At 61.5% G+C, this 25793-nt stretch carries 29 protein-coding genes and 1 tRNA gene; 9 read left to right on the top strand and 21 right to left on the bottom strand.

The window, feature by feature from the left end; translation table 11 throughout:
• Positions 1-31: 31 nt before the first annotated feature.
• The 5 genes from J1G35_RS21995 to J1G35_RS21975 all read right to left on the bottom strand — a co-directional run bounded on the left by J1G35_RS21995 (position 32) and on the right by J1G35_RS21975 (position 2852).
• A complete protein-coding gene (locus tag J1G35_RS21995) occupies positions 32-457 on the bottom strand; it encodes a low affinity iron permease family protein (protein WP_053136892.1) in 426 nt (141 codons plus the stop codon).
• Between the two features lie 112 nt (positions 458-569).
• A complete protein-coding gene (locus tag J1G35_RS21990; RefSeq protein WP_223015992.1) occupies positions 570-1070 on the bottom strand; it encodes a methylated-DNA--[protein]-cysteine S-methyltransferase in 501 nt (166 codons plus the stop codon).
• Positions 1071-1163: 93 nt separating this feature from the next.
• Entirely contained in the window at positions 1164-1505 is a 342-nt protein-coding gene (locus J1G35_RS21985) for a hypothetical protein (RefSeq protein ID WP_223015991.1), read from the bottom strand.
• A gap of 88 nt (positions 1506-1593) precedes the next feature.
• On the bottom strand, positions 1594-1959 hold the full coding sequence (locus tag J1G35_RS21980; protein WP_347709466.1) for a type II toxin-antitoxin system HicB family antitoxin: 366 nt from the start codon (positions 1957-1959) through the stop codon (positions 1594-1596).
• Positions 1956-2852, bottom strand: coding sequence for a LysR family transcriptional regulator (locus J1G35_RS21975; protein ID WP_223015990.1), 897 nt, complete (start codon positions 2850-2852; stop codon positions 1956-1958). The genes J1G35_RS21980 and J1G35_RS21975 overlap by 4 nt, the downstream gene beginning before the upstream one ends.
• A 95-nt stretch (positions 2853-2947) precedes the next feature.
• Between J1G35_RS21975 and J1G35_RS21970 the strand changes: the two genes are divergently transcribed.
• The 3 genes from J1G35_RS21970 to J1G35_RS21960 all read left to right on the top strand — a co-directional run bounded on the left by J1G35_RS21970 (position 2948) and on the right by J1G35_RS21960 (position 5810).
• A complete protein-coding gene (locus J1G35_RS21970) occupies positions 2948-4111 on the top strand; it encodes an MFS transporter (protein WP_223015989.1) in 1164 nt (387 codons plus the stop codon).
• Positions 4108-5283, top strand: a complete 1176-nt coding sequence (locus J1G35_RS21965) for an MFS transporter (protein WP_223015988.1) — start codon at positions 4108-4110, stop codon at positions 5281-5283. The genes J1G35_RS21970 and J1G35_RS21965 overlap by 4 nt, the downstream gene beginning before the upstream one ends.
• 287 nt (positions 5284-5570) lie before the next feature.
• A complete protein-coding gene (locus tag J1G35_RS21960) occupies positions 5571-5810 on the top strand; it encodes a DUF6124 family protein (protein WP_027604347.1) in 240 nt (79 codons plus the stop codon).
• Between the two features lie 68 nt (positions 5811-5878).
• Here the strand turns inward: J1G35_RS21960 and J1G35_RS21955 are convergent, their stop codons facing one another.
• The 7 genes from J1G35_RS21955 to J1G35_RS21925 form a co-directional block, all read right to left on the bottom strand.
• Entirely contained in the window at positions 5879-6184 is a 306-nt protein-coding gene (locus J1G35_RS21955) for a DUF6482 family protein (RefSeq protein ID WP_223015987.1), read from the bottom strand.
• Between the two features lie 20 nt (positions 6185-6204).
• Entirely contained in the window at positions 6205-6729 is a 525-nt protein-coding gene (locus J1G35_RS21950; protein ID WP_223015986.1) for a DUF3833 domain-containing protein, read from the bottom strand.
• A gap of 199 nt (positions 6730-6928) precedes the next feature.
• A tRNA-Gly gene (locus J1G35_RS21945) sits at positions 6929-7002 on the bottom strand.
• Between the two features lie 223 nt (positions 7003-7225).
• Entirely contained in the window at positions 7226-8110 is an 885-nt protein-coding gene (locus J1G35_RS21940; RefSeq protein WP_053136864.1) for an alpha/beta hydrolase, read from the bottom strand.
• Positions 8111-8414: 304 nt separating this feature from the next.
• Positions 8415-9107 carry a pseudouridine synthase gene (locus J1G35_RS21935; RefSeq protein ID WP_053136862.1) on the bottom strand — a complete coding sequence of 231 codons (693 nt, stop codon included), beginning with the start codon at positions 9105-9107 and terminating at the stop codon, positions 8415-8417.
• Positions 9097-9303, bottom strand: a complete 207-nt coding sequence (locus J1G35_RS21930; protein ID WP_053136858.1) for a cysteine-rich CWC family protein — start codon at positions 9301-9303, stop codon at positions 9097-9099. The genes J1G35_RS21935 and J1G35_RS21930 overlap by 11 nt, the downstream gene beginning before the upstream one ends.
• A 134-nt stretch (positions 9304-9437) precedes the next feature.
• Positions 9438-11060 (bottom strand): methyl-accepting chemotaxis protein, encoded by a 1623-nt coding sequence (locus tag J1G35_RS21925; protein WP_053136855.1) that lies wholly within the window; start codon positions 11058-11060, stop codon positions 9438-9440.
• A gap of 315 nt (positions 11061-11375) precedes the next feature.
• On the opposite strand from J1G35_RS21925, the gene J1G35_RS21920 reads away from it, so the two are divergent.
• The gene (locus J1G35_RS21920; protein ID WP_082341025.1) at positions 11376-11747 is read left to right on the top strand and encodes a hypothetical protein; all 372 of its coding nucleotides are present in this window, start codon (positions 11376-11378) and stop codon (positions 11745-11747) included.
• 55 nt (positions 11748-11802) lie between these two features.
• On the opposite strand, the gene J1G35_RS21915 is transcribed toward J1G35_RS21920, so the two are convergent.
• Positions 11803-12915 (bottom strand): enoyl-CoA hydratase/isomerase family protein, encoded by a 1113-nt coding sequence (locus J1G35_RS21915; RefSeq protein WP_223015985.1) that lies wholly within the window; start codon positions 12913-12915, stop codon positions 11803-11805.
• Between the two features lie 136 nt (positions 12916-13051).
• On the opposite strand from J1G35_RS21915, the gene ung reads away from it, so the two are divergent.
• Positions 13052-13744, top strand: a complete 693-nt coding sequence (gene ung, locus J1G35_RS21910; RefSeq protein ID WP_053136849.1) for a uracil-DNA glycosylase — start codon at positions 13052-13054, stop codon at positions 13742-13744.
• A 65-nt stretch (positions 13745-13809) separates the two neighbouring features.
• Here the strand turns inward: ung and J1G35_RS21905 are convergent, their stop codons facing one another.
• Genes J1G35_RS21905 through J1G35_RS21885 form a run of 5 tightly spaced genes read right to left on the bottom strand, consistent with a single transcriptional unit; the run spans position 13810 to position 19195 of the window.
• Entirely contained in the window at positions 13810-14847 is a 1038-nt protein-coding gene (locus J1G35_RS21905) for an AbrB family transcriptional regulator (RefSeq protein ID WP_053136846.1), read from the bottom strand.
• Positions 14840-16354: a tripartite tricarboxylate transporter permease gene (locus J1G35_RS21900; RefSeq protein WP_053136843.1), complete on the bottom strand. Its 1515-nt coding sequence runs from the start codon at positions 16352-16354 to the stop codon at positions 14840-14842. The genes J1G35_RS21905 and J1G35_RS21900 overlap by 8 nt, the downstream gene beginning before the upstream one ends.
• A gap of 1 nt (position 16355) precedes the next feature.
• Positions 16356-16814, bottom strand: a complete 459-nt coding sequence (locus J1G35_RS21895) for a tripartite tricarboxylate transporter TctB family protein (RefSeq protein WP_053136840.1) — start codon at positions 16812-16814, stop codon at positions 16356-16358.
• A gap of 59 nt (positions 16815-16873) precedes the next feature.
• Positions 16874-17857: a tripartite tricarboxylate transporter substrate binding protein gene (locus J1G35_RS21890; RefSeq protein ID WP_223015984.1), complete on the bottom strand. Its 984-nt coding sequence runs from the start codon at positions 17855-17857 to the stop codon at positions 16874-16876.
• A gap of 45 nt (positions 17858-17902) precedes the next feature.
• The gene (locus J1G35_RS21885; RefSeq protein WP_223015983.1) at positions 17903-19195 is read right to left on the bottom strand and encodes an OprD family porin; all 1293 of its coding nucleotides are present in this window, start codon (positions 19193-19195) and stop codon (positions 17903-17905) included.
• Positions 19196-19430: 235 nt separating this feature from the next.
• Here J1G35_RS21885 and J1G35_RS21880 point away from each other — a divergent pair, with 235 nt between their 5' ends.
• Together J1G35_RS21880 and J1G35_RS21875 are read left to right on the top strand one after the other, a co-directional pair.
• Positions 19431-20102 (top strand): response regulator, encoded by a 672-nt coding sequence (locus J1G35_RS21880; protein ID WP_027604325.1) that lies wholly within the window; start codon positions 19431-19433, stop codon positions 20100-20102.
• Positions 20095-21480 (top strand): sensor histidine kinase, encoded by a 1386-nt coding sequence (locus J1G35_RS21875; RefSeq protein WP_053136831.1) that lies wholly within the window; start codon positions 20095-20097, stop codon positions 21478-21480. Before J1G35_RS21880 ends, J1G35_RS21875 begins: the two co-directional genes overlap by 8 nt.
• Here J1G35_RS21875 and J1G35_RS21870 read toward each other — a convergent pair whose 3' ends face one another.
• Together J1G35_RS21870 and J1G35_RS21865 are read right to left on the bottom strand one after the other, a co-directional pair.
• Positions 21481-22302 (bottom strand): HDOD domain-containing protein, encoded by an 822-nt coding sequence (locus J1G35_RS21870; protein WP_053136828.1) that lies wholly within the window; start codon positions 22300-22302, stop codon positions 21481-21483. It abuts the gene before it with no gap.
• Positions 22303-22338: 36 nt separating this feature from the next.
• The gene (locus J1G35_RS21865; RefSeq protein ID WP_223015982.1) at positions 22339-23280 is read right to left on the bottom strand and encodes a folate-binding protein YgfZ; all 942 of its coding nucleotides are present in this window, start codon (positions 23278-23280) and stop codon (positions 22339-22341) included.
• Positions 23281-23420: 140 nt separating this feature from the next.
• Between J1G35_RS21865 and J1G35_RS21860 the strand changes: the two genes are divergently transcribed.
• Both J1G35_RS21860 and J1G35_RS21855 read left to right on the top strand, forming a co-directional pair.
• Entirely contained in the window at positions 23421-23675 is a 255-nt protein-coding gene (locus tag J1G35_RS21860; RefSeq protein WP_027604321.1) for a succinate dehydrogenase assembly factor 2, read from the top strand.
• On the top strand, positions 23659-24105 hold the full coding sequence (locus J1G35_RS21855; protein WP_223015981.1) for a protein YgfX: 447 nt from the start codon (positions 23659-23661) through the stop codon (positions 24103-24105). Before J1G35_RS21860 ends, J1G35_RS21855 begins: the two co-directional genes overlap by 17 nt.
• Here the strand turns inward: J1G35_RS21855 and nadB are convergent.
• Positions 24074-25690 carry an L-aspartate oxidase gene (nadB, locus tag J1G35_RS21850; RefSeq protein ID WP_223015980.1) on the bottom strand — a complete coding sequence of 539 codons (1617 nt, stop codon included), beginning with the start codon at positions 25688-25690 and terminating at the stop codon, positions 24074-24076. The genes J1G35_RS21855 and nadB overlap by 32 nt on opposite strands.
• Between the last annotated feature and the right edge of the window lie 103 nt (positions 25691-25793).

Raw genomic sequence — 25793 nt, 5'->3', positions numbered from 1 at the left:
GGCGGTTGGATCCTATCCAACCGCCGTTTTTTTACGCCTGGTTCAGGTCGGTCTTGTTCGGGGCCGCATCGTCGGCCGCGTGGCCGCAACTGCTGTTCAGGCTCACGGTGCCGGTGTTGCCAATGCTGCGGTATTCCTGGCGCAGTTTTTCCAGTTCCTTGCGATCCAGGCCATCGAGGCTCAGCACGGCGTTCTGCGCATCCTTGGAGACCCGCAGCAGTTCATCAATCTTGATGTGCAGGATGTCGTTATCGCGGTTTTGCGTGTTCTGGATCAGGAACACCATGAGGAAGGTGATGATGGTGGTCGAGGTGTTGATGATCAGTTGCCAGGTGTCGTTGTAGTGGAAGTAAGGGCCGCTCAAGCTCCACAGGCAAATCAACGCGACCGCCGCATAGAACGTCCGGGCACTGCCTGCCCAGCGAGACAGGGATTGTGAGACTGCGGAGAATTTCATGACCGTTTTCCTTAATGGGTGGGTGATGAAAAAATGGACCGCAGCGCTGCGCTGAAATTTCTTTTTACAAAAGATGCCCTGAACAAAATTGTACGATTTTTCCGCCAGACGCTTAGAACGCCAGTTGCGCCTGGCCGGTGCCCTCCAGCGCGAGCAAATACTGCTTGGCTTCCAGCCCCCCGGCAAACCCGGTCAGCCCGCCCGAGGCGCCAATGACCCGATGGCAGGGTGCAACGATCGAGATGGGGTTACGACCATTGGCTGCCCCTACGGCGCGTACGGCTTTTGGGTTGCCGATCTGCCGGGCGATCTCGCTGTAACTGCGGGTTTCGCCAAAGGGAATAGTCAGTAGCGCCTGCCAGACTTGCTTCTGAAAGTCGGTACCGGTGAAGTCCAGTTCCAGCTCGAACTGATTGCGGGTGCCGGCGAAATACTCCTTCAACTGGCGCTCGGTTTCCAACAGCACCGGGCTGTTGTTGGCTTCGTGCAATTCACCCAGGCGCACACGGTTGACACGTTCGACTTCCCACAGGATGGCGCTGAGCTTGCCATCGCGCGCCACCAGGGTGAGTTCACCGACAGGGGAGGGCATGAGCTTGTATTCATAGCGCATGAGCGGGCTCCTCGAGGGGCAGTTGTTAAACGCTACAGGCCTACGGTATTGCCATCCGCCGGACTGAACACTACGTTTCTTGCGGTTGAATTCTCACTGGCCCTGGACATTCCAGTAAACCCAGTTGGAATAGTACGGGTACCAGTAGAACCAGGAAATCCTGTAGAGCCCCATGATGACTGAGGCCTCCCCGATGGCGACCAGGGAAATCAGATTGAACAGCGTGACGATTGCAGCGAATACGGTCACGCCTCGGCTGGCATGGCGCCTGGCGAACCCTACGCCGTAGACGGACGCGGCGATCGATCCGAGCGCCAGCCCCAGCCCCAAGGGATACGGCAGCCGCACCAGTGCGACCAGCAGTGGCAACACCAGCACCCAGCCGAGCACTTGGCGCAGTACAGGTGTGGCTGTGCGTTGTTTGGGTTCAATCATGGTAATAACCCTGGGGTTGCAAGCTAAATGAAGCGACATCATCACGCTAGGGATGCAGTGCCGCATTCAGACTTTGCTCCCGTTGCCGCTACCGATCCTGTTGCAGCACTTTAAGCGCCGCCGACGCGAGGAAACCCGAGCGGCTTTTTTCCTCCGGGTGGTGCAGTACATATTCATCAATGCGGTTGAGCAGGTAGCCCGGCAACGTGATGTTGAGTTTTTGCGCCTTGCCCAGGTACTTGGTGACATCGATGTCTACAACCGCCCAAGTGCAGCCGGGGTACTGAGGGTTGGCTGCATGAACGGTGACCTTCTGGGCGCTCGGGATCGGCGCGCCGTCTTCCGCGAGGATTTCGAAGTGCCCTTCGATGACCGGTATTTCGGCAGATGGTGAATGCAGTGTAAGAGCGAGTGGGATCGGCGCAGCGGGGAGGTATTGCGAGGCTCGGGTCATTGCCGGATGTGTAATGCCTCTTCGATAACGGCAAGAAACGCGTCAATCAACACACTTTGTCTTTCGGTCGGCGTCAACACCAACAACGGCGCACACGCATCCGCCTCCACCAAAGGCCGATAAGTCACGCCCTTGTTCATCAAACTCCGGGTACAGGCCGGCACCAGCGCCACCCCTTGCCCGGCGGCTACCAGCGCAATGATCGAGGTGATCTGTCGTCCGGTCGGTCCGGCATGCAGTGGCACGCCGTGGTGGCGGTAAAGCTGCTCGATGGACTGGTTCAGTCCCGAGCCGTAATCCGCTGGAAACAGAATCAAAGGATAGGCACTGAGCTGTGCCAGGCTGATGTCGGTCTGGCTGGCCAGCGGGCTGTCACTCGACACCGCTGCCACCAAGCGTTCCTCGCCCAACGACAGCGCTTGCACCTCGTCGCTTTGTGGCAACAGCCGGCTCAAGCCAATATCCAGGCGTCCGTCAGCCACTTGCGCACCGAGGCTGCCGGAGGCGCATTCCACCAGGGTCAGTTGCACATCGGGAAAGCGCTGGGCAAAGGCCTGGATTGACTGGCTGAACAGGTCCGACAGGGCAATCGAGCTGACATAGCCCAAGGCCAGTTGACCCGCTGTCCCTGCTGCCAACTTCCCGGCAATCACCTGAGCCAACTCCACCTGTTCCAACACGCCACGTGCGTAGGGCAGGAACGAGCGGCCCTGTGCGGTGAGGGTCACGGTGCGGCTGGTGCGATCGAACAGCTTGAAACCCAACTCTGCCTCCAGCGCTGAAATCTGCCGGGTCAACGGCGGCTGGGCCAGGTGTAGGCGCAGGGCCGCGCGACCGAAGTGCAATTCTTCGGCGACGGTCAGAAAGTAACGCAGCTTGCGTAGGTCGAGCATCCTGATCCTTGGGTATCAATCGGTCGGAATTCGGTATTGGTTTAAGACCGGCCGGCCATTCTATAAAGACCTTTCAAAATAAAACGAGAGGTTTCATGAAACCGCGCCTGCATTGTGCCCGCCTTGCCCTGTTCCTGTGTGGCTGCGCGGCGTTTCTCAACCTCTATGCGACCCAGAGCATTCTCCAGACGTTTGCCGCGCACTTTCATATCAGTGCCAAGGAGGCGGGTTGGAGCATCACCGTCACCACCCTGGCGGTGGCGATCACCGCCCCTTTTGTCAGTCGCCTGACCGGACGTTTTGCGCAACGCACGGTGATCTCGGTGGCCGCTGTGCTGCTGGCGGTGCCGGCATTGATGACCGCTTATGCCGACAGCTTTGCCGAAGTGCTGGTGTGGCGCTTTGTCGAGGGCATGCTGATCCCGGTGCTGTTCGCCACCAGCGTGGCCTACATCGGCGACCGCTGGAGCGGCGGCACGGTCACTGAGGTCACGAGCCTCTACGTCGCGGGCACCGTGTTGGGCGGGTTCGCCGGGCGCTTCGTTACCGGGGTGATGACTGAGTATGTGGGCTGGCGTGAAGCCTTTGAATTGCTGGCAGTGCTGAGCCTTATGGTCGGCGGTTTTATCCAGTTTCTGTTACCGGCCAACCGCCCACGGACCGTGCAGGCTAAAGTCTCTTCGTCAGGTGTATTTCGCCGGCCGCTGTTGGCCGCTTACGCCGTAGGTTTCTGCGTGTTGTTCTCGCAGGTCGCGGCGTTTACCTACGCAGGTTTGTACTTGGGCCTGCCGCCGTTCAACCTTGGGCCGGCAGCGTTGGGGACGCTGTACATGGTGTTCCTGTTGGCATTGATCGTGATCCCCATCGCCGGGCGCCTCAGCAAAGCCCGCCCCCATGCCGAACTGCTGAGTGTCGCCGCCGTGCTGGGCGTCAGCGGTTCGGCGCTGACCCTGATGCCGTCACTGTGGTGCATCGTAGTCGGCCTGGCGCTCAGTTCCACCGGCGTGTTCCTTGCCCAAGCTGCCGCCAATGCGTTTATCACCGCCACCGCGCGCGATAACAAGACGGGCGCTGTCGGGGTTTATCTCACTTGTTATTACCTGGGCGGCAGTGGCGGCGCCATCGTCCCGGCGCTGATTTGGGAACGCTGGGGCTGGGCCGGTTGCGTGGTGCTGATCATCGGTTTCCAGCTGCTGACCTTGTTGATCGCCTTGACCGGTTGGAAGCCTCTTCGGCCTGAGCTGGTTCCGACACCATGAACGACACCGTGCCTGCATTATCCACCCGCCGTCGCGCCCTGTTCGCCGGTTGCAGCGCCCATGCGGTGCACGATGGGCTCACTGATGTGATCTACGTTTTGCTGCCTGTCTGGCAGGCTCAGTTCGCCTTGTCCTACGCCCAGATCGGCCTTCTACGTGGCGCCTATTCCGGGATGATGGCCGTGTTCCAATTGCTGGCCAGCCGCGCCGCCAAACGCTGGGGCCGTACACCGATGCTGGTGGGCGGCACTGCGCTGGCGGGAGTTGCCTACCTGTTGGTGGGTCAGGCGACAGGGCTGACCGTATTGCTCGTGGCGCTGCTGCTCGGCGGTCTGGGCGCCAGCACCCAACACCCACTGGCCTCCTCGATGATCACCGATGCCTATGAGGACGGGGGCGGGGTCAAGCAGGCGCTGTCCCAGTACAACTTCTCCGGTGACATCGGCAAAACCTTGATTCCTGGTCTGGTCGGGCTGCTGCTCACTGTCATCAGTTGGCGGGCCAGCGCCACGTTGCTGGGCCTGCTTGGCCTGGCGGCGGCGGGGCTGTTGTGGTGGCTGATTCCTGCTCAATCATCCGAATCCACCGCCACAAAAACAGCCAAGCCCTTCAGGCGCAGCGGCTCGGCCACCGGCCTGCGCGCGCTGATCCTCACCGGCACCCTCGACAGCGCCGTGCGCATGGGCTTCCTCACCTTCCTGCCGTTCCTGCTGCAAGCCAAAGGCGCCGGTACCGCCGGGATCGGCCTCGCCCTGACCCTGCTGTTCATCGGCGGCGCCTTCGGCAAACTGTTCTGCGGCTACCTCGGCGCACGCATCGGCATGATGAAGACCGTATGGATCACGGAAACCAGCACTGCACTGCTGATCGTCGCGGCGGTGTACCTGCCGCTCAGCGGGTTGATGGTGATGCTGCCGCTGTTGGGGCTGGTACTGAATGGCACCTCCTCGGTGCTGTACGGCGCCGTGCCCGACCTTGCCGGCGCGGGCAAGCGCGAGCAGGCGTTTGCGCTGTTCTACACCGGCACGATTGGCGGTGGCGCGTTGGCGCCGGTGGTGTTTGGTGCAGTGGGGGATGTGCTGGGCGTGCCGGTGGCGGTGATGGTGTTGGCGGGGATGTTGGGTGTGACGTTGCCGTTGGCGTGGGTGGTGCAGAGGGGGGAGGAAAAGTGAGGTGTCAGAACGTAGAGTTGAACCTTGCGGCATTGCCTACACAACGATCAGACTCGTCCGAGTTGTGCGCCTTGGACGACCTCTTTAAGGTTCGTCAGCCGCTGCCCATCAGCGGTCGGGTTTAGTAGCCCGATACGATCAACGGCGTACGGCTGCTCTTATGGTGGCTGCACGCAGGGCGTCTTCGGGCGCGCCGGTTTCGTTGATTCGCCGGTCTACTAACCTGCGTACAGCCGCCACCCATTGTTTAGTAGCTCTGGTATGCGGTCCCTAACGAGGATCAACAGATGTGTACTGACTCATGCAATCCATCCGTAAAACTGTTCAGCGTCCGTCCCGAAATCGACACTCAAGCGCTGCTCGCCAACGCCTACGAAACCATCGCCGGTGCAGGTGCCATGACCCACGAGTTCGTCGAAAGCCTGCCCTCTCAACAGCGCTACCTGGCCCTGGCCATTCAGCAAATGATTGAACTGGGCCTGCTGCTGGTCGAGGCTGTTCAGGACCGCGTGGACCGAGCCGCGTAGGTCACCCGTAGGTTGTAAACGGCTTGCCTTCCCAGGCCGCCCATACCACGGGGGAGGGGAGCCAGAATTTAAAGTGTCGCCGCCAGCGAAAACGGAATGCGCAACGCACCGATAGGCCCTTCACGCGTACCGCACATTTCATCGTGAACGCAGTGTTGCACCAGTACGCAAGGAAACGGCGGAACCCGCTGCAACAGGTCGCGTAAATGCGTGGTGGACCCGATGCGCATCGGCTTGCCGTGATCGTCCAGTAACGTTGCCTCGACGCGATCCAGCCTGACGCGAGCGATATAGAAACCGCCCTCCAGGGACAGCAACTCCAGCTCACGTATTTCGCCTTTCCCGGCCAACTCGGCCAGCATTTGCATATTCATGATTGACCCTCGCTCGGGGCTCATTGGCGACGAAAGAACAACGTGACCTGACCCCACTCGACACCGAACTTGGATATGCTCGAGCGGTTGATCAAGGTGTCCTCGTCCATCAGGTACATCCAATCGTCAAAGCTGACTTCATACACCGAGCCATCCACCGGCAGATTGAGCCGGTAGCGCCAACGCAGCGCATTACCCGCCACTTCGCCGATCGCCTCGCCCACCACATCCCCGGCTCGTCCGCGCCAGCGTCCTGGGCCGTCGGGCGTCAGTGTCCACACCCGTTGTTGGCGCGTGCCATCGCTGTACAAGAAACGCTCATCCAGAATCAACGCGTTGCCCTCGCGCCGGCTGGCAATATCGACCTCAAAGCGCTTGGCCACTTCCCCCGAACGCTTCTGGAAGATACCCCAGGCTTTCACGGGTTTACTGAAGAAGCGCTCCAGGTCCAGTTTCGGTTGCTGGTCGGCGTAGTGGTCGACCTCAACGTTGCTGCAACTGGCCAAGCTCACGACCAGCAACAGTGAAAACAGTAGACGTGTCATGGCCTGGCTCTTCGAAGGTGCAGGGCGAAGTGCCGCCGCTCGAAGCATAATACTTGTACAAGAAAACTAATTTGTACAGGTTTGTCCGCGCTTTATTTTTTGAATCTCAAATCCCACCCATAAAAAAACCGGCCACCAAGGACCGGTTTTTTTATGCATCCCCCGCCAAAACCCTCCTGGCGTGGAATCTATGTCTGAGTGGAGCGGGTGAAGGGAATCGAACCCTCGTTATCAGCTTGGGAAGCTGGAGTAATGCCATTATACGACACCCGCTCAGAGCGGCTGACTTTGTACCAGATGTGCGCCGGGATTTGAAGTTTTTCTTCGAAAAATGTGCGAGTTGCAGGCACTTGCCCTGGCGACGAACAGAGCCGGTGTAGGAGCGAGCTTGCTCGCGAAGAATTCAAGAGCGCCGCGTTCAAACAGGGAGCGCACGTCATCGTTGGCGATCTTCGCGAGCAAGAACTAGGCGTCCCCCTCGCTCCTACACGGTATTTCAGATGGCAAAGGCATGCTGCGTCTGACCCTGGTGATAACGCAATCGGCTGGCCTGCCGTTCCGGTTTCAAAAAGCCCACCACCGCGTCCCGGCTGTCCCGGCACGCCGCCTTGTGCTCCATATCCAGGAAATGCCCCGTCGCCTGGATCGTGCTGAAGCTGCTCTTCGCCACGTACTGCCCGAACTGCTTGGCATCCTCGGCGCTGGTGTATTCGTCCCATTCGCCGTTCAAAAACAGCACCGGCACGTCGATCTGCCGCGCAGCCTTGAGGTAGCACAGGCGGTCGCTGTGCAGCACCTGGCTGATGTGAAAGTGCATCTGCCCGTATTCGTGCTCGGCCAGGCTGCTCACATGCTTGTAGTTGAAACGCTTGAACAGCGACGGCAGGTGTTTGCCGATGGTGCTGTTGACGAGGTGGCCGACGCGGTCGCGGTCGAGGTTGCCGAGGTAGTCGACGCCACGTTCGAGGTAGTCGCGCATCGGCGCGTTGATCACGGGTGAGAACGAGCTGATCACGGCCTTTTCCACACGGCGTGGCCGATGGGCGAGGGCGACCAGGGTGGCGGCACCGCCCCAGGAGAAGGACAGCACGTGCTCGGCGGCGAAGTGGTCGATAAGCTCCAGGAGGATCTGGCCTTCAACTTCCTTCGTCAGCATTTGCTCATGACGGTTATGGATTTTGGAGCGACCGGCGTAGGGCTGGTCGTACAAAACCACATTGAATTGCGGGTACAGGCTTTTCACGGTTTGGGCGAAGGAGGCCGTGGTGGCCATCGAGCCGTTGACCAGGATGATGGTCTTTTCAGCAGCATCCGCGCGATAGAACTCCGTGTAAACCCGATACTGACCCTGTATATCCAACACAGCGATTTCTGGCCTCATGTCGTAAGACTCCTGGCAAGCGGGTAGGGCGCGCAGATGACTCTGCACGAGCTTTGTGACAGGTAGGCATACGCCTGGAAGATGAGGGCCCATGTCGGTCCGATGACGGCTGGCCGACGGGTGTTGTTATGGCGGGCTGTTTGCCTGGGAGGCCCGTAGATCAAGCGCGGGCGGGGCAAGGTGTTTCTTGGAGGTTATAGGCGACTCGTCAGTCATAATTTGGCTGACGGTTTGATTCAAGCAGCAGAGTCGTCAGCTCGCAAGGCGATAAACTGGTTTTTTGCCATCACCGGCCGAACGGTCGTCAGACCTGTCGGATTTCTTCTTCGGACAGCGCCCGATACTCGCCCGGCGCCAGTGCTGCATCGAGCACCAATGGCCCCATTCGCTCGCGATGCAGGCCGATCACTTTGTTGTTGAAGTGCCCGAACATACGCTTCACCTGGTGATAGCGGCCTTCGATGATGCTCAGTCGTGCCAGGCGTGGCCCCAACAGCTCCAGCTCGGCCGGTTGCGTGGTCAGGTCTTCAAACGCGAAATACAGGCCAGCTGCAAAGGTTGCCGCGTATTCGGGGCCGATGTCCTGCTCTGTCTCCACCCGATAGACCTTGGGCAACTTGGTCTGCGGTTGCGTCAGGCGCCGCGACCACTGGCCGTCGTTGGTGATCAGCAACAGGCCCGTGGTATTGAAATCCAGCCGCCCGGCGATATGCAGCTCGCCTGGGTCCGGCTCATCCAACAGATCCAGGACCGTCGGGTGTTGTGGGTCTGCTGTCGCGCTCACACAGCCCTGGGGTTTGTGCAGCATGAAATAGCGCGCCGATTTACCTGCCTGCAGCACATCATCGTCAACGCACACGCGGCTGAATTCGCGGACTTCATGATGAGGATCGCTGACCGCCACGCCATCAACGGTGACACGCCGCGCAACCAGCAACATGCGCACTTGCTGGCGATTGAAACGTGGCAAGTTGCTGAGGAAACGGTCAACGCGCATTGCGGATCTGCTCATCCACCTGAGCACAGCGCGGACACAGGCAGGCCTTGTTACGCACTTCATCGGGCAGCGCTTCAAGCACCGCCGGGTCGATGGTGACGCTGTAGCACCAGCAGGCCTGGTCGGCGGTGCGTGGGTCGGCCAGGGTGCAATCGTTGCGGGCACCGCAGGCGGGGCAAAGGGTTGGCGTGGTCATGGTCGATGGGGGCAGGGCCTCGGAAGTCCCCGCACGATACAGCGCCGGTCAGTCCCGTTCCAGCACCAGCGTGAGGGTACCCAGTACGCCGAGGCCCGGCTTGGCAACCGGGCAGACGCACTGCTATGAGGCGATTACAGCTGGAACTTGCTGACCAGCACATTGAACGAGGTGGCCAGTCGCGACAGATCCTGGCTGGAGGCGTTGGTCTGATGCGCACCGGCGGCGGTCTGGGTGGACAGGTCCTGGATGTTGAGCAGGTTGCGATCCACTTCGCGGGCCACCTGGGCCTGTTCCTCGGACGCCGAGGCGATCACCAGGTTGCGCTCATTGATACTGGACACGCTGGCGGTGATGCGCTCCAGCGCCTGGCCGGCGTTTTGCGCCAGGGTCTGGGTGTTGTTGGCCCAGGTCAGACTCTTGTTCATCGCGGCCACGGCGCCATCGGCGCCTGCCTGGACTTCACCGATCATTTTCTCGATGTCGACCGTGGAGGTCTGGGTGCGATGGGCCAGCGCCCGGACCTCATCGGCCACTACCGCAAAACCACGGCCTTGCTCACCGGCACGAGCGGCTTCGATGGCGGCATTGAGGGCCAGCAGGTTGGTCTGGTCGGCAATGCCGCGGATCACATCAATCACTTTGCCGATTTCGCGTACCTGGCCAGCGAGATCGGCGACCGATTGGGTCGAATCGTTGATCTCCACCACCATCGACGACATGCCCGACACCGCCTGTTCCACTTGCTGACGGCCATCTTCGGCTTCGGTCGTAGCCTGGCGGGACGCTTCCGAGGTCGACACGGCGTTGCTCGCCACTTCATCCACCGCTGCGGTCATCTGGTTGACGGCGGTGGCGGCTTGTTGGATTTCGTCATTCTGGCGGGTCAGGCCACGGGTGCTTTCATCGGTGACCGCGCTCAGTTCTTCGGCTGCCGAAGCGAGCTGGTCGGAGGCGTTGGCGATTTCCACCAGTGTGCTTTTCAGGCCGCCCTGCATATCGGACAACGCCATCAGCAGTTGCCCGGCTTCGTCGGTGCGATCGGTCGTGATCGCTTGGGTCAGGTCACCCTGAGCGATGCGCTGCGCGCTCTGCACCGCCTGTGCGATAGGGCGGGTGATCAGGCGCGTGATCAGCACGCCAATGATGATCGCAATGATGAAGGCCAGGACAATGCCGCTGATCATCCACATCAACGCGCTGCTGCGAAGCTCCTCGGCGGCGATTGCGCCTTCCTTGATCTGGCGGTTGTTGGAATCGATCATCACGCGGATCAACTCGCGCGCCTGGCGGAACAGTTCATTGTTGCTGCTGTTGAGCTGCGCGCGGGCCTGTTCCCGCTGGCCGGCATCGAGCATCGCGATGATGCGTTCGGAGTTGCTGATGTAGGTGGGCCAGATCTGGTCAAGCTTGTCGCCTGCTGCCCGTTCGTCGTCTTCCAGGGGCGTGGCGCGGTAGATGGCGTATGCGCTCTGGCTGCGTTTAAGTTCGTTGGCGATGTCCTGGCGCACGCGGTCGCGGTCTTGTTGGGATACGTCGCCATTGCTCGCATCCATCAAACGGTACAAACCACGGTTGTGGGCGACCAAGCCATTGAGGGTGGCGGCTGTGTTGCTGACGGACACCAGGTTATTGGAGAACGTCAGTTCCAATGCGCTGGAGAGTCGAACGACGCTTTTGATACCCAGCAGGCCGACCCCGAGGGTGACCAGCGCGCACAATAGAAATGAAAGCAGCAGTTTGGTTGAGATTTTCATGGCTCGGATCCGGCGAAAGTGGCGAAGGACGCACGTTAGAGCCTCCCTGGCCCATGCAGTGTCATAGTGACATCATCGCAATCGGGAAAGTTTCGGGCCAGAAAAATTTACTGAATCGATAAACGTGGTTGTTAGGTAAGTGCTATGCCGCAGTGCGTCTGACGCGGTGTGTCGGTACTGGGTATTGATGTATCAAGTTGTTACCAGAACGCACCAGATTCGGTTTTTGATGTCAGATATTTCGTCATTCGGTGAAAGCTGAATGCCGCCCCCCAGCGTCGCTGGAGGTGCTCTTTCGCGGTCCAGGAGGCCGCCATGTATCGACGACTGCTGCTCAGCGCTTTACTCGGTCTGACCCTTTCCGCTTGTGTGCCCTATTACGATGGAGGCCAGAGCTATTACCGTTCCGAGGTCTACACCTCGCCGGCGCCGGCTTATTACTACGGTGGCGGCACGGCGTATCAATATCGCCGTGATTACTACCCGTCGCCGCGTTATTACGCACCGGCACCGCGTTACTACTCGGCCCCGCGTTATTACCAGCCAGCACCTCGCTATTACCCGTCAGGGCCAAGGGCGGGTTACCGGCCTTACCCGAACCAGGGCTGGGGTGATCGGTGGAATAATGGTGGGCATGGACGCGGCGGTGATCATGGCCGTGGAGGTGGCCGCGGCGGTCACCGGTGACAGGCCTGTATGACCAGCGGCGCATGAAGCGCCGCTTTTTTATGGGCGCAAAACGTCAGTAATCCGACAAGTCCGCCAGCGGATGCCGGCCTTCCCACGCCTTGGTGAAATGCGCCTGCACCACCGCGTCCGGGACCGTATTGATGTCTGGCCAATGCCAATGGGGCTTCTGGTCCTTGTCGATCAACCGCGCGCGCACCCCCTCGCTGAATTCCGGATGGCGGCAGCAGTTCAGGCTCAGGGTGTATTCCATCTGGAACACCTCGGCCAGGGACAGATGGCGGGCGCGTTGGATCTGCTCCCACACCAGGTGCGCGGTCAGTGGGCAGCCTTCGCTCAGTGTCTTGCCGGCGCGGTTGAACAGCGGGTCGGCATGCTCGCGCAGCGGGCTCAAGGCGCGCCAGGCGTTGCGCACATCACCGACGTCCAGCCATTCGTCGATCTGTGCCCGGCGTGGCAGCCATTGCGCTTCAGGTTGTTGAGCCACGGCTTCCTGGGCCATGGCCTTGAGCAGGCTGTTGAGCTGTATCGCGGTCTGTTCCTGCCAGTTCAGTTGCAGCAAGCCGTCGAGCAGTTCGTCCTGTTGATCGTCGCGTAGGAAACGGTCGGCCAAGCCCAGGTCCAGGGCGTCACGGCCGTTGATATGGGCCCCGGTGAGACCAAGGAATAAACCGAGCTTGCCCGGCAGGCGCGACAGGAACCAGCTGGCACCCACATCCGGGTACAGGCCGATGCTGATCTCGGGCATGGCCAGGCGGCTGCTCGGCGTGACAATCCGTATGGCCGCGCTTTGCAGCAGGCCCATGCCACCGCCCAACACGTAACCGTGGCCCCAGCAGATCAGCGGTTTAGGGTAGGTGTGCAAGCGGTAGTCGAGGCGATATTCCGCGGCAAAAAACTGTGCAGCCAGGGCGGGCACTTCGCCCGGCTGCTCGCGGCAGGCCTGGGCCAGGCTGCGCACTTCGCCCCCGGCGCAAAACGCCTTGGGCCCGTTGCCGCGCAGCAGCACGCAGGCAATGTTCGGGTCTTTGGCCCAGGCGTCCAGGCGATCAGTCAGGGCCAGGATCATTGGCAGGGAGAGGGCATTGAGGGACTTTTCAGCGTCGAGGCTGGCGATGCCGATACGGGCACCGTCGCTGCCGGTCAGTTCTTCGAAGTGCAGATTCATCGTGACCTCAATCGAGAAGGTGAAGGATCAGTATGATCGCTTCGTGGGAAAGTGCCGGTGGTGTGTCAGATCAATTGACAAGCAGGGCCGGCTTTCCTAGGGTTCGCCTCATTCTTTTTTACAAGACAATTCGACTATGACTGAAGGCGACCGTATCAAACTCGAACCCAGCTGGAAACACGCCCTGCGTGATGAGTTCGATAAGCCCTACATGGGCCAGTTACGCGAGTTCCTGCGCCAGGAACATGCTGCCGGCAAAGAGATCTACCCGCCCGGTCCGCTGATCTTCAACGCGCTCAACTCAACGCCGCTGGACAAGGTCAAGGTGGTGATCCTCGGCCAGGACCCGTACCACGGCCCCGGCCAGGCCCACGGCCTGTGCTTCTCGGTGCAACCGGGCGTGCCGGCACCGCCTTCCCTGGTCAACATCTACAAAGAACTCAAGCGCGACCTGAACATCGACATCCCCAACCACGGCTACCTGCAAAGCTGGGCCGACCAGGGCGTGTTGATGCTCAATACCACCATGACCGTGGAGCGTGCCAACGCAAACGCGCATGCGGGCAAGGGCTGGCAATTCTTTACTGATCGGATTATCGAAGTGGTCAGCGAGCACCAGCCGCATTTGGTGTTCCTGTTGTGGGGCGCCCATGCCCAGGGCAAGCAGAAGCTGATCGATGCCACCAAGCACTTGGTGCTGACGTCGGTGCACCCGTCGCCGCTGTCGGCGTATCGCGGGTTCCTGGGTTGCGGGCATTTCAGCCGCACCAACAAGTTTCTTGAGCAGAATGGCGAGACGCCGATTGAGTGGCGCCTACCGCCGCTCTAAGGCCAGGCACATTCAAATGCGGGAGGGCGCTTGCCCCCTCCCACATGTTGAACTGTGCCGAAGGTTTAGAATTTTTCCGGCTGACGGTTCCAATGCCGAAACAACGGTTCCGCCAAAAACAGCACAAACAACAAGCGCATCACCTGCATCGCCGTCACCAACGGCACCGACAGTTGCAGGGTCTCGGCTGTCAGGCTCATCTCGGCAATCCCGCCGGGCATCATGCCCAGGGTCAGGGAGCGCAGGTCCAGATGGGTCAAGGCGCTCAAACCCACCGCCGCCAACGTCGCCAAGGCCATGGTCAAGGCCGTGCCGATCAAGGTGCGAACCATGAACGACGGTGCACGACGGAAGAACTGCCGATTGAAGTGACAGCCCAACCCGCTGCCGATCAACCATTGGCCGATCTGGCTGCCGCCGTCGGGCAGGCCGATATGCAGGTCCCACACCACGCTGGCCGTCGCACTCACCAGCAATGGGCCGAACAGCCATGGGTTTGGCTGACGCAAGCGCTGCCATCCCCAAGCCATCAGCGCACCGAGTGGAAACAGCACCGCCAGCCACATCCAACTCACCGGTGCCGGATGAAACTGCGGTGCACCGCCGTCGAGCAAATACTTGAAGATCGCCGGCACACACAGCACCACCACCAGCACGCGCAAACTCTGCCCGGCCGCGACACGGCTGAGCACCGCGCCATTGCGTGCGCCGAGGTTGACCATCTCGCCGGAACCGCCCGGCATGCTGGAGAAAAACGCGGTGGCGCGGTCTTCACCGCTGCGGCGCATCAACCACACGCCGACCACGCTGGACAGGCTGGTGACCAACGCACCGAAGAAGATCAGGCCGAAGTGGCTCATCACCTGCTCGATCACCACCGGGGTGAAGTGCAGGCCGATGCCGATGCCAACCACCCATTGGCCGCATTTGCGCCCGCCGGGAATCTCCGCCAACTGCCACGGCGTTAGGCAACGCACGAGGATAATCGCCAGCAATGAGCCGACCATATACGGCAAAGGCCAGCCGACCAGGCTGGCCAGGTAACCGCCGGCCAGGCCGACCAGCGGTGTTCCCCACCAATGTTTAAAGGTGACCTCAGACATCGGCCACGGCACGACGCTGCAGGGCACGTTTGCGGTAGATGCGGATCAGCGGGAAAGCCAGCATCAGCGCGGTCAGTACCCAGACGCCAAAGGTGATCGGGCTCGACCAGAGAATCTGCAGCTCACCGTTGGAGATCGACAGCGCACGGCGCAGGTTCTGCTCCATCAGGCCGCCGAGGATAAAGCCCAACAGCACCGGCGACAGCGGGAAGTCCAGCTTGCGCAGGATGTAGCCGAAGATGCCGATACCGACCATCAGGAACAGGTCGAAGGTGGTGGCGTGCACCGCGTACACCCCAATCGCGGTGATGATCGCGATCACCGGCACCAGCGCCCAGTTCGGCACGGCGAGGATGCGCGTGAAGATGCGTATCATCGGGATGTTGAGGATCACCAGCATGATGTTGGCGATAAACAACGAGGCGATCAGGCCCCAGACGATGTCGGGTTGCTGTTGGAACAGCAGCGGGCCGGGGGTGATGTTGTACAGCGACAGGGCGCCAATCATCACGGCGGTGGTGCCCGAACCGGGAACGCCGAGGGTCAGCATCGGCACCAGGGCACCGCAGGCGGACGCGCCGATCGCGGTTTCCGGTGCCGCCAGGCCACGCATGTCGCCCTGGCCGAATTTGCCACTGGCACCGGCCAGGCGTTTCTCGGTCATGTAGGCAACCGCCGAGGCCAAGGTGGCGCCCGCACCCGGTAGCACGCCCATGATGAAACCGAGCAGGCCGCAGCGGATGTTCACCACGAAGACGGAGGAAGCTTCCTTCAGGTTGAACATCATCCGTCCGGTGGCTTTTACCGCTTCCTGGCCACGGTGGGTTTTTTCCAACAGCAACAGGATCTCACTGATGGAGAACAAGCCCAGCACCAACACCACAAACTGGATGCCGTCGGTGAGGTGGATGTTGTCGCCGGTAAAACGGTACACGCCGCTGTTGGCGTCGATACCCACCGCCGACAGGAACAGGCCGATCAGCGCCGCCACGAAGGTCTTCAGCGGTTTGTCACCGGCCATGCCGCCCAGGCAGACAATCGCAAACACCATCAGTACGAAGTATTCCGCCGGGCCGAAGGCAATCGCCCATTTGGCCAGCAGCGGCGCGAACAGCACCATGCCACAGGTGGCGATAAACGCGCCGATGAATGAACTCCATGCCGACAACGACAGCGCCACACCGGCCAGGCCTTTGCGGGCCATCGGGTAACCGTCGAGGGTGGTCATCACGGTGGAGGCTTCGCCCGGGATGTTCAGCAGGATCGAGCTGATACGCCCGCCGTATTCGCAGCCCAGGTACACGGCGGCCAGCAGGATCAGCGCCGATTCCGGCGGCAGGCCCAGGGCGAACGCGATGGGGATCAACAGCGCCACGCCGTTGATCGGGCCCAGGCCCGGCAACAGGCCGACCACGGTGCCGATCAGGGTGCCGCACAGGGCGGTCACCAGGTTGTAGGGGGACAGCGCAACGCCGAAGCCCTGGCCCAAATAGCCGAAAGTATCCATATCAGTTCTCCAGAACGTCGAGCAGGCCGAGGGGCAGCGGAACATCCATGGCTTTATCGAACAGCAGATAAAGACCGATGGCCATCAGGCTGACGATCACCACACTGGGCACCCAGCGACCGCCATACAGGCGCGCCATGGGGATGCCGATCAGCATGCTGCTGAGGATGAAACCCAGGGGCTCGAAGGTGCCTGCAAACACGATCAACAGCGCCACGCAGATACCGATCTTGGCCAGTGTCTGGCGGTCGAGCGCGGGTTCTTCTTCGGTGTGCTTGGTGGGTTGCGGGCGGAACAGCATGTAGATCAGCGCCAGGCTCATCAGCCCGAGCATCAGCAGCGGGTAAGCCCGAGGCCCCACCGGTTCGTAGGAAAACTGCGCCTGATACGGCCAGGCCATCAGTGCCAGGCCGGCGCAGGCCAGCAACAGCACGGCGGCGAAAATGCGTTGTAAGAGCATGTAGAACTCCTGGGCCATGCCTGGGGTTCGCCAGGCATGGCCGCGCGACAGAGGGGCGATTACTGGATCAGGCCGAACTCTTTGGCCAGCACTTTGTAGTCAGCCACCTGTTTCTTCACGTAGGTGTCCAGCTCCGGGCCGGTCATGGCGAACGGGAACAGCTCGCGCTGGTCACGCAGCTTGGCGAACTCCTCGGAGGCCAGCAGTTTGTCGAAGGCGTCCTTCCACCAGGCGTAGTCGGCATCGCTGACTTTTGGCCCGAGGTAGAAGCCACGCACCACCGGCCAGACGATGTCGTAGCCTTGCTCTTTGGCGGTCGGAATATTCTTCATTTCCGGCTCGTCCAGGCGCTCTTCGGAGAACACCGCCAGCAGGCGCATGTCACCGCTGAGGATGTGCGGCATGGAGTCGGAGATGTCGGTACTGCCGACCTGGATATGTCCGCCGAGCAGGGCGGTGGCGATTTCACCGCCGCCTTCGAGCGCCACATAGCGCAGCTCGCGTGGGTTGATCCCGGCGGCCTTGGCGATCAGGGCGGTTTGCATCCAGTCCTGGCTGCCGACGGTGCCACCGGAACCGATCACTACGCTGCCCGGATCTTTCTTCAGGGCTTTGACGAGATCGTCGAGGGTCTTGTAGGGCGAATCGGCTTTCACCGCGATGGCGCCGTAGCTGGTGCCGACGGCTGCCAGCCAACGTACAGCGCTTTCATCGAAGCGTCCGAACTTGCCCTGGGCCAGGTTCAGCAGCGAACCGCTGGACCAGGCCACGAGGGTGCCGCCGTCCGCCGGGCGCTGGGCGACCACGGCGTTGTAGGCCACCGCGCCCACGCCGCCGGGCATGTAGGTCACGCGCATCGGCTTGCTCAGCAACTTCTCGTTGACCAGCGCGCTCTGCGCCAGTTTGCAGGTCAGGTCAAAACCGCCACCGGGGGAGGCCGGTGCGATGCACTCCGGGCGCTTGGGTTCATCAGCGGCCAGCAGGTGGCCGGCGAACAGCATGCAGCCGGCGGCGAGGGCAAATTTACGCAGTGAAGGGGTCATGGTGATCTCCGTCTTTGTTGTTATGAGTGGCTTACCAGGCACTACTTACCAGAGCGCAACGCTGTAGCTGACCAGCAGGCGCATTTCATCCGCATCACGGGCTGAATAGTTGGAACGGTAGGTGGCATTGCGCAGGCGCACGGCGACATCCTTGAACGTGCCGCTTTGCACCACGTACTTGATCTCGCTGTTGCGTTCCCATTCCTTGCCGGTGTCGCCGTTGCGCAGCTTGATGTTGTCACCGGACAGGTAACGGCTCATGAAACTCAGGCCTGGGATCCCCAGCTTGGCGAAGTCGTAGTCGTAGCGCGCCTGCCAGGAACGCTCTTCGGCGCCGGCAAAGTCGTTGATCTGCACGAAGTTGACCAGGTACGGGTCGCTGCCATCCACATACGGAAAGGCGCTGTCGCCGGACATATGCTGGTAGCCGGCGCTGAGCTTATGGCCATTGAGCGCATAACTGAACAGGCCATTGAGGGAGGTGTTGTCGATCTTGCCGCCACGGGCTGCGCCTGCGTCATCGCTGATCGCCAGGCGCAGGTCGGTGGCGAAGGTGCCGGGGCCCATCGGACGCGCGGCGACCAGGCCGAGGAAGTGCTGGCGGTACACGTCATCGAGTTGGGCGAAGTGGTAGCTGCCGGTGATCTTGTCGGCGAACTTGTAGTCGACACCGCCGAAGTTGAAATGCTTGCCGGTGGCGCCGCTGAGGAAGCGGCTGTTCTTGTTGTTGAGGGCGATGTCCTCGTAGTTGGTGTCGTCGCGGTCCTTGGCCTTGTCGAGGCGGCCACCCGTGAACACCAGGTTCTTGAATTCCTTGGAGGTGATCAGCCCACCGTTGAAGGTCTGCGGCAGGATGCGACCGTCGTTGGGCTTGAGGATCGGCAACTCGGGCATCAGCGAACCGATCTTCAGCTCGGTGGCGGAAATTTTCACTTTGCCGGTCAGGCCCAGCTTGGAGTACTCGTTGGCGGCGCGACCATCGTCGTGGGTGGGCAGCAGGCCGGTACCGGTGCGGTCGGGGCTGGAGTCGAGCTTGACCCCGAGCATGCCCAGCGCATCCACGCCAAAGCCGACGGTGCCGTCGGTGTAGCCCGATTGCAGGTTGAGCATGAAGCCCTGGGCCCATTCGTCGCGCTTGGATTGTTGGGCGCTGGTGCCGTCGCGAAAGTCGCGGTTGAAGTACATGTTGCGGGTTTCCAGGGTCGCGCTACTGTCTTCGAAGAAGGCAGCCTGGCTAAGCGGCGAAAAGCCGGCAAGGGCAGCGGCACTGGCAAGGGCGGTGTGGGTCAGGCGGGGAATACGAACAGGCGGGCAAGCCTGGGGCTGTGTCGACAGCATCGTGGTGCACTCCGTTATTGTTCTTATTTTGGCGAAAACGCTTCGAGGCGTTTTTCGGGCGCGACCCATCAGGTCGCTCGGCAGGCATGACCTACCGTGGCTGGATGCTAAAGGGCGAAGCTTTCACTAACCTTTCAGCGGCCTTTCAATGTTTTCAGGCTTCACAGGGCAGTCGGCGCCTGTAAACTGCCCGGCAAAGCGTGGCGTCGATCACGTCCGAATAAGGTAGAAATCCATGCGTGTCCTTCTGGTTGAAGACCATCTGCAACTCGCCGAAAGCGTCGCCCAAGCGCTCAAGAGCACGGGTTTGACCGTTGACGTATTGCATGACGGCGTGGCCGCCGACCTGGCTTTGAGCAGTGAGGATTACGCGGTCGCCATCCTGGACGTGGGCCTGCCCCGCATGGACGGTTTCGAGGTGCTGGCGCGCTTGCGGGCACGTGGAAAAAACCTGCCGGTGCTGATGCTGACCGCGCGCAGCGATGTGAAGGACCGCGTGCATGGCCTGAACCTGGGCGCCGATGATTACCTGGCCAAACCCTTCGAACTGACCGAGCTGGAAGCCCGGGTCAAGGCGCTGCTGCGCCGCAGTGTGTTGGGCGGCGAGCGCCAGCAGGCGTGTGGTGTGCTGGTTTATGACCTCGACACCCGCCGTTTCACCGTGGGCGGCGAGCTGATGACGTTGACCTCCCGCGAGCAGGCCGTGCTTGAAGCGCTGATCGCCCGTCCAGGCCGGGTGATGAGCAAGGAACAGTTGGCCTCCCAGGTGTTCGGTCTGGACGAAGAGGCCAGCCCCGATGCCATCGAAATCTACGTGCACCGCCTGCGCAAGAAACTCGATGGCCAACCCATCGCCATCGTGACGTTCCGTGGCCTTGGCTACCTGCTGGAAGCCCGCGATGCATAAGCCCAGCAGCCTGCGCTGGCGCCTGCTGTGGAACCTGGCGCTGTTGCTGGTGCTGTTGATGCTCGCCAGTGGCATGAGTGCCTACTGGAACGGTCGCGAGGCGGCCGACACCGCCTATGACCGTACGCTGCTGGCCTCGGCGCGGACCATCGCGGCCGGCCTGACCCAAGTGGACGGCACCCTCAGCGCCAACGTGCCCTATGTCGCCCTGGACACCTTTGCCTACGACAGCGCCGGGCGTATCTATTACCAGGTCAATGACATTGATCAGAAGTTGATTTCCGGCTACGAAAACCTCCCCGGCCCGCCCCCCGGTACACCGCGCACCGACGATTATCCGGCGCTGGCGCGCTTCTACAACGCGAAGTACCAGGGCCAGGAAGTGCGGGTGGTCAGCCTGCTCAAGGCGGTCTCCGAACCGAACATGAACGGCATGGCGGAAATCCGCGTGGCTGAGACCGATGAAGCCCGCGTGAGCATGGCTCGCAGCTTGATGGCCGACACCTTGCTGCGCCTGGGCATGCTCGCCATCGGCGCGTTGCTGTTGGTGTGGTTTGCCGTCAGCGCCGCGTTGCGCCCGCTGGAGCGCCTGCGCACGGCGGTGGAAGAGCGCCAGCCCGACGACTTGCGGCCGTTGCCGTTGGTGGAGGTTCAGCATGAGTTCGGCCCGTTGGTGCGTTCCCTCAACCACTTCACCGAACGCCTGCGCGGCCAATTCGAGCGTCAGGCGCAGTTTATTGCCGATGCATCCCATGAATTGCGCACTCCGCTGGCGGCGCTCAAGGCCCGTCTGGAATTGGGGCTGCGCGCCGAAGATCCAGCGATCTGGCGCAGTACCCTGGAAACTGCCGCCCAAGGCACCGATCGGTTGACCCATCTGGCCAATCAGTTGTTGTCCCTGGCGCGCATCGAAAATGGTGCCCGGGCGATTGCCGAAGGCGGTGCGCAGTTGCTGGACCTCAGCCAATTGGCCCGTGAACTGGGCATGGCCATGGCGCCGTTGGCCCATGCGCGCGGTGTAGCACTGGCGCTGGAGGCTGATGAGCCGGTGTGGTTGCGCGGCGAGCCGACGCTGCTCAATGAGCTGTTGAGTAACCTGGTGGACAACGCCCTGGCGCACACGCCACCGGGCGGCAACGTGATCCTGCGGGTGACGGCGCCGGCGGTACTGGAAGTGGAAGATGACGGCCCGGGTATTCCGCTGGATGAGCGCGACCGGGTGTTCGAACGCTTCTACCGCCGTAGCCAGCAAGGCATGGGCTCTGGCCTGGGGCTGGCGATCGTCGGCGAAATCTGTCGCGCGCATCTGGCGCAGATCAGTCTGCACGATGGCGAGCAGGCGGGCTTGAAGGTGCGGGTGAGTTTTATCGCCGGTTGATCAATCGAACATTGCGCGTGCTTCATCCAGCTCGGCACGCAGCTTCTCGCTGTAGGGGTCAACCCGCAGTTTCTTCATCGCAGGCACGCTGGAGACATCCACCTTTGCCAGCGGATGATCGGTGCCGTGATGGCAATACAACACGGCGATCTGCACCAGGTCGATGTAGTCGAGGCTGGCTGAATCGCGTTCCAGGTTCAGGTATTGGCCCGGCAGCTTCGCCAGCATTTCCGGGAAGTCCCAGCCACCCAGCAACTTGTCACCGAGCACCGGGTGGATGCTGTCGATCACGTGGTTGAGGCTGACCGGGTCGGACAGCAACTCGTAGTGGTCTTCGGCGTAGGTCAGGATCGGCAGCACGCCGATCTGGTGCACCAGGCCGCCCAGCGCTGCCTGGTCTGGCTTGAGCTGGCTGTGGCTGCGGCACAGGGCATAGCTGACGCCGGCCACTTCGAGGCTGCGGCGCCACACATCGCGCATTTTCTGTTCGACCACCTCGGAGCGGGCGTGGAAGATCTGTTCCATGACCAGGCCGATGGCCAGGTTACTGCTGTAGTTGGTGCCCAGCCGGGTGATGGCGGTGTGCAGGTCGGTGACTTCCTGGGTAGCGCGCAACAGCGGGCTGTTGACTACTTTGATCAGGCGCGCCGACAGCGCCGTGTCGCGGCCGATCACTTTGCTCAAGTGGCTGATGCTGATTTCCGGGTCTTCAGCGGCCTGACGGATATTCAGGGCCACTTCCGGCAATGTCGGCAGAACCAGGTCATCGTTGGCGATGGCCTTGACCAACGCCTTTTGGACTTTTTCCGCCAGTTTGTTCATTCATGCTCTCTAGGGTGTTGCAGAAAAATACGGCGACTAACGCTGGATCTCACGATCGCGGTCCAGCGTGTAGGGCAGATCCAGCAGTTGCAGATTGGTGCCTTCCAGTGTGCCTATATGCACATCGCCACTATCGGCAGCTTCGGCTTGCAATACCGCCAGAAGTTCAATCACTTGGTCAGCTTTTGCCGCAATCACCACTTCGCCGATCGCACTGTTGTGGCTGGGGGAAAACAGCGGGGTGCCTGGCTCGGGCAGTTCAGCCGCATTGAGGGACAAGCGGTACAGGCGACGCTTGAGCTTGCCGAGGTACTGCATGCGCGCGACGATTTCCTGGCCGGTGTAGCAGCCTTTCTTGAAGCTGACGCCGCCCACCGCTTGCAGGTTGAGCATCTGCGGGATGAACAGTTCGCGGGTCTGGGGCATGACCTGGCCGATACCGGCGCGGATCTGGCCCAGCAGCCAGTCATTCAGCTCGGCTTGTGTCAACTGTGCGGCCAATTGGCTGCGCACGCTGTCGGCGTGCTCGGCGGGCACCCAGAGTTCGGCGCGGGCCGGGGAGACACGAATGGCGATCAGGTGTTCGGTACGGGCAACGTTGTCCGTCTCCGCCGCCAGCTCAAGGCCAAGACTGGCCAGCGCTTGATCGCCGTTGGCCACACCGAAACGCACCCAGGCGGTGCTTTCGTCGGTGAGCTTGGACTTGGAGAACACCGCATATTTTTTCAGGTCCGCCAACTGCGGTTCGAGCAGCTCGGTGGCCATGGCCAGGAGCACGCCGTCGCCCTGCAACAGGATGCGGAAGCTCGACTGCATGCGGCCTTTTTGCGTGCAGCGCGCACCGAGGCTGGCCTGGGTGTCGCTCAGGTAATTGAGGTTGCAGGTGAGTTGTCCCTGCAGGAACTTGGCAGCGTCGGAGCCGCGGACGGCGAGAACGCCTTCGTGGGACAGGGGGCAGAAGAAAGCAGAGTCAGCCATGGGTCATCGCAGGTCAAAAAGTCATGGGTGCATCATAGAGGGGCGCCCGGCAAATGGATAGTTTCCATATGGGGCGACCAAAGCCGACTGTTCCGGTGCCGTCGGGCCTGTATACTTGCGCCCTATTTGAGGAGCGCTCCATGGTCGAAGATGTAGAAATCAATCGTCTCTACTGGCACAGCCGTCGTGGCATGCTTGAGCTGGATGTGTTGTTGGTGCCCTTTACCAAAGAGGTGTACGCGACGCTCAATAAGGAAGATCGCGATCTCTACGTCAGGCTGCTGACTTGCGAAGATCAGGACATGTTTGGCTGGTTCATGGAGCGGGCCGAGTCGGAAGATCCTGAGTTGCAGCGCATGGTCCGGATGATCCTGGATCGTGTCCAGCCCAAGTAATCGTTTCGAATGCCGCTGGCAGGCCTCACGGCTGTTGCTGGCGGCCTATGTGCTTGCCCAGCTTTTCGCGCTGGGTGCCCTGTTGGTTCTCGACGTTCCCTTTGCTTTCCTTGGCGTGCTGGTATGCCTGGCCCACGCGGCCTGGGTGTTGCCGCGGCATGTCCGGCTGACTCACCGTTCGTCGATTCGTGGCCTGCGTCGCGATGAAGAGGGTTGGCAGTTATTCAGCAGTGAGCGCGGTTGGCATCGCGTGCAACTGCGACCCGACAGCCTGGCGTTGCCGCTGGTTGTCGTGTTGCGCTATCGCGTGCAGGGCGAGTGGTGGGTACGTTCGGTCTGTGTGCCGAGGGATGCGCAGGCCGCCGATGTGCACCGGCGCCTGCGGGTTCGCCTGAAGTTCAGCCGCCGTAGGTGGTTGGCACCAGAATAGTGTCGCGGGCCTCGGGTAGCATCTGCGGGTAGTCGAGGGTGTAATGCAGGCCCCGGCTCTCCTTGCGTTCCATGGCCGAGCGGATCATCAGCTCGGCAACCTGGGCCAGGTTGCGCAGTTCGATCAGGTCGCGGCTGACCTTATAGTTGCTGTAGAACTCATCAATCTCATCCAGCAGCAGGCGCACCCGGTGCTGAGCCCTTTGCAGGCGCTTGTTGGTGCGCACGATCCCTACGTAGTCCCACATGAAGCGCCGCAGCTCGTCCCAGTTGTGGGCGATGATCACGTCTTCGTCCGAATCGGTAACCTGGCTGGCATCCCAGCGGGGCAGGGCAGCCGGTACGGGAATGCGTGGCAGTTGTTCGAGAATGTCCGCCGCGGCCGAGCGGGCGTAGACGAAACATTCGAGCAGCGAGTTGCTGGCCATGCGGTTGGCGCCGTGCAGGCCGGTGAAGCTGGTTTCGCCAATCGCATAGAGGCCGGGTACGTCGGTGCGGCCATGCTGGTCGACCATCACGCCGCCGCAAGTGTAGTGCGCGGCCGGTACCACGGGGATCGGGCCTTTGGTGATGTCGATGTTGAACGCCAGGCAGCGCTCGTAGACGGTCGGGAAGTGGCTCTTGATGAAGGCTTCGGGCTTGTGGCTGATGTCCAGGTAGACGCAGTCGATGCCCAGGCGCTTCATTTCATGGTCGATGGCGCGGGCGACGATATCTCGTGGGGCCAGCTCGGCGCGCGGGTCGAAGCGCTGCATGAAGCGCTCACCGTTCGGTAGCTTGAGGTGTGCACCTTCGCCGCGCAGGGCTTCGGTGATCAGGAAACTCTTGGCCTGCGGGTGATACAGGCACGTGGGGTGGAACTGGTTGAATTCCAGGTTGGCCACCCGGCAGCCCGAACGCCAGGCCATGGCGATGCCGTCGCCGCAGGCGCCGTCGGGGTTGCTGGTATAGAGGTAGACCTTGGCTGCGCCGCCTGAGGCGAGGATGGTGAAGCGCGCGCCGTAGGTGTCGACTTCACCGCTGGTGCGGTTGAGCACGTAGGCGCCGAGGCAGCGCTCGCCATTCAGGCCTAGGCGTTTCTCGGTGATCAGGTCGACGGCGACGCGTTGTTCCAGCAGTTCGATGTTGGGGCGTTGGCGGGCCTGGTCGAGCAAGGTCTTGAAGATGGCGGCGCCGGTGGCGTCGGCGGCGTGGATGATACGGCGATGGCTGTGGCCGCCTTCGCGTGTCAGGTGGAACTCGAAGCCGCCGTCATCGCTGCCGGCGTGTTCATCGCGGGTGAAGGGCACCCCCTGGTCAATCAGCCATTGGATCGCTTCGCGGCTATGCTCGACAGTGAAGCGCACGGCGTCTTCGTCGCACAGGCCGCCGCCGGCATTGAGGGTGTCTTCGACGTGGGATTGCACCGTGTCGGTGTCGTCCAGCACGGCGGCGACACCGCCTTGGGCCCAGAATGTCGAGCCGTTGGCCAGGTCGCCCTTGCTCAGTACTGCAATGCGCAGGTGGCTGGGAAGTGTCAATGCAAGGCTCAGGCCGGCCGCGCCGCTGCCGATCACCAGGACATCGTGTTGAAACTGTTGGCTCATTTGAAGGATTCCGCAAAAAGCGATCCAAAGGGCTGGCGCAAACAGGACGCCTGGATCGGCGAATCAAAGGGTCACACGGGCCACTAGTATATAGAGGGGGGGA

Source organism: Pseudomonas sp. SH10-3B (assembly GCF_019891415.1).
Lineage (GTDB): Bacteria > Pseudomonadota > Gammaproteobacteria > Pseudomonadales > Pseudomonadaceae > Aquipseudomonas.
The sequence above is the reverse complement of the archived record's forward strand: the minus strand, read 5'-3'. Positions and strand labels throughout refer to the sequence as shown.

Coding starts and splice junctions, on each gene's coding strand:
- J1G35_RS21995 (WP_053136892.1), bottom strand. CDS start 457: ATGAAATTCTCCGCAGTCTCACAATCCCTGTCTCGCTGGGCAGGCAGT.
- J1G35_RS21990 (WP_223015992.1), bottom strand. CDS start 1,070: ATGCGCTATGAATACAAGCTCATGCCCTCCCCTGTCGGTGAACTCACC.
- J1G35_RS21985 (WP_223015991.1), bottom strand. CDS start 1,505: ATGATTGAACCCAAACAACGCACAGCCACACCTGTACTGCGCCAAGTG.
- J1G35_RS21980 (WP_347709466.1), bottom strand. CDS start 1,959: ATGACCCGAGCCTCGCAATACCTCCCCGCTGCGCCGATCCCACTCGCT.
- J1G35_RS21975 (WP_223015990.1), bottom strand. CDS start 2,852: ATGCTCGACCTACGCAAGCTGCGTTACTTTCTGACCGTCGCCGAAGAA.
- J1G35_RS21970 (WP_223015989.1), top strand. CDS start 2,948: ATGAAACCGCGCCTGCATTGTGCCCGCCTTGCCCTGTTCCTGTGTGGC.
- J1G35_RS21965 (WP_223015988.1), top strand. CDS start 4,108: ATGAACGACACCGTGCCTGCATTATCCACCCGCCGTCGCGCCCTGTTC.
- J1G35_RS21960 (WP_027604347.1), top strand. CDS start 5,571: ATGTGTACTGACTCATGCAATCCATCCGTAAAACTGTTCAGCGTCCGT.
- J1G35_RS21955 (WP_223015987.1), bottom strand. CDS start 6,184: ATGAATATGCAAATGCTGGCCGAGTTGGCCGGGAAAGGCGAAATACGT.
- J1G35_RS21950 (WP_223015986.1), bottom strand. CDS start 6,729: ATGACACGTCTACTGTTTTCACTGTTGCTGGTCGTGAGCTTGGCCAGT.
- J1G35_RS21940 (WP_053136864.1), bottom strand. CDS start 8,110: ATGAGGCCAGAAATCGCTGTGTTGGATATACAGGGTCAGTATCGGGTT.
- J1G35_RS21935 (WP_053136862.1), bottom strand. CDS start 9,107: ATGCGCGTTGACCGTTTCCTCAGCAACTTGCCACGTTTCAATCGCCAG.
- J1G35_RS21930 (WP_053136858.1), bottom strand. CDS start 9,303: ATGACCACGCCAACCCTTTGCCCCGCCTGCGGTGCCCGCAACGATTGC.
- J1G35_RS21925 (WP_053136855.1), bottom strand. CDS start 11,060: ATGAAAATCTCAACCAAACTGCTGCTTTCATTTCTATTGTGCGCGCTG.
- J1G35_RS21920 (WP_082341025.1), top strand. CDS start 11,376: ATGTATCGACGACTGCTGCTCAGCGCTTTACTCGGTCTGACCCTTTCC.
- J1G35_RS21915 (WP_223015985.1), bottom strand. CDS start 12,915: ATGAATCTGCACTTCGAAGAACTGACCGGCAGCGACGGTGCCCGTATC.
- ung (WP_053136849.1), top strand. CDS start 13,052: ATGACTGAAGGCGACCGTATCAAACTCGAACCCAGCTGGAAACACGCC.
- J1G35_RS21905 (WP_053136846.1), bottom strand. CDS start 14,847: ATGTCTGAGGTCACCTTTAAACATTGGTGGGGAACACCGCTGGTCGGC.
- J1G35_RS21900 (WP_053136843.1), bottom strand. CDS start 16,354: ATGGATACTTTCGGCTATTTGGGCCAGGGCTTCGGCGTTGCGCTGTCC.
- J1G35_RS21895 (WP_053136840.1), bottom strand. CDS start 16,814: ATGCTCTTACAACGCATTTTCGCCGCCGTGCTGTTGCTGGCCTGCGCC.
- J1G35_RS21890 (WP_223015984.1), bottom strand. CDS start 17,857: ATGACCCCTTCACTGCGTAAATTTGCCCTCGCCGCCGGCTGCATGCTG.
- J1G35_RS21885 (WP_223015983.1), bottom strand. CDS start 19,195: ATGCTGTCGACACAGCCCCAGGCTTGCCCGCCTGTTCGTATTCCCCGC.
- J1G35_RS21880 (WP_027604325.1), top strand. CDS start 19,431: ATGCGTGTCCTTCTGGTTGAAGACCATCTGCAACTCGCCGAAAGCGTC.
- J1G35_RS21875 (WP_053136831.1), top strand. CDS start 20,095: ATGCATAAGCCCAGCAGCCTGCGCTGGCGCCTGCTGTGGAACCTGGCG.
- J1G35_RS21870 (WP_053136828.1), bottom strand. CDS start 22,302: ATGAACAAACTGGCGGAAAAAGTCCAAAAGGCGTTGGTCAAGGCCATC.
- J1G35_RS21865 (WP_223015982.1), bottom strand. CDS start 23,280: ATGGCTGACTCTGCTTTCTTCTGCCCCCTGTCCCACGAAGGCGTTCTC.
- J1G35_RS21860 (WP_027604321.1), top strand. CDS start 23,421: ATGGTCGAAGATGTAGAAATCAATCGTCTCTACTGGCACAGCCGTCGT.
- nadB (WP_223015980.1), bottom strand. CDS start 25,690: ATGAGCCAACAGTTTCAACACGATGTCCTGGTGATCGGCAGCGGCGCG.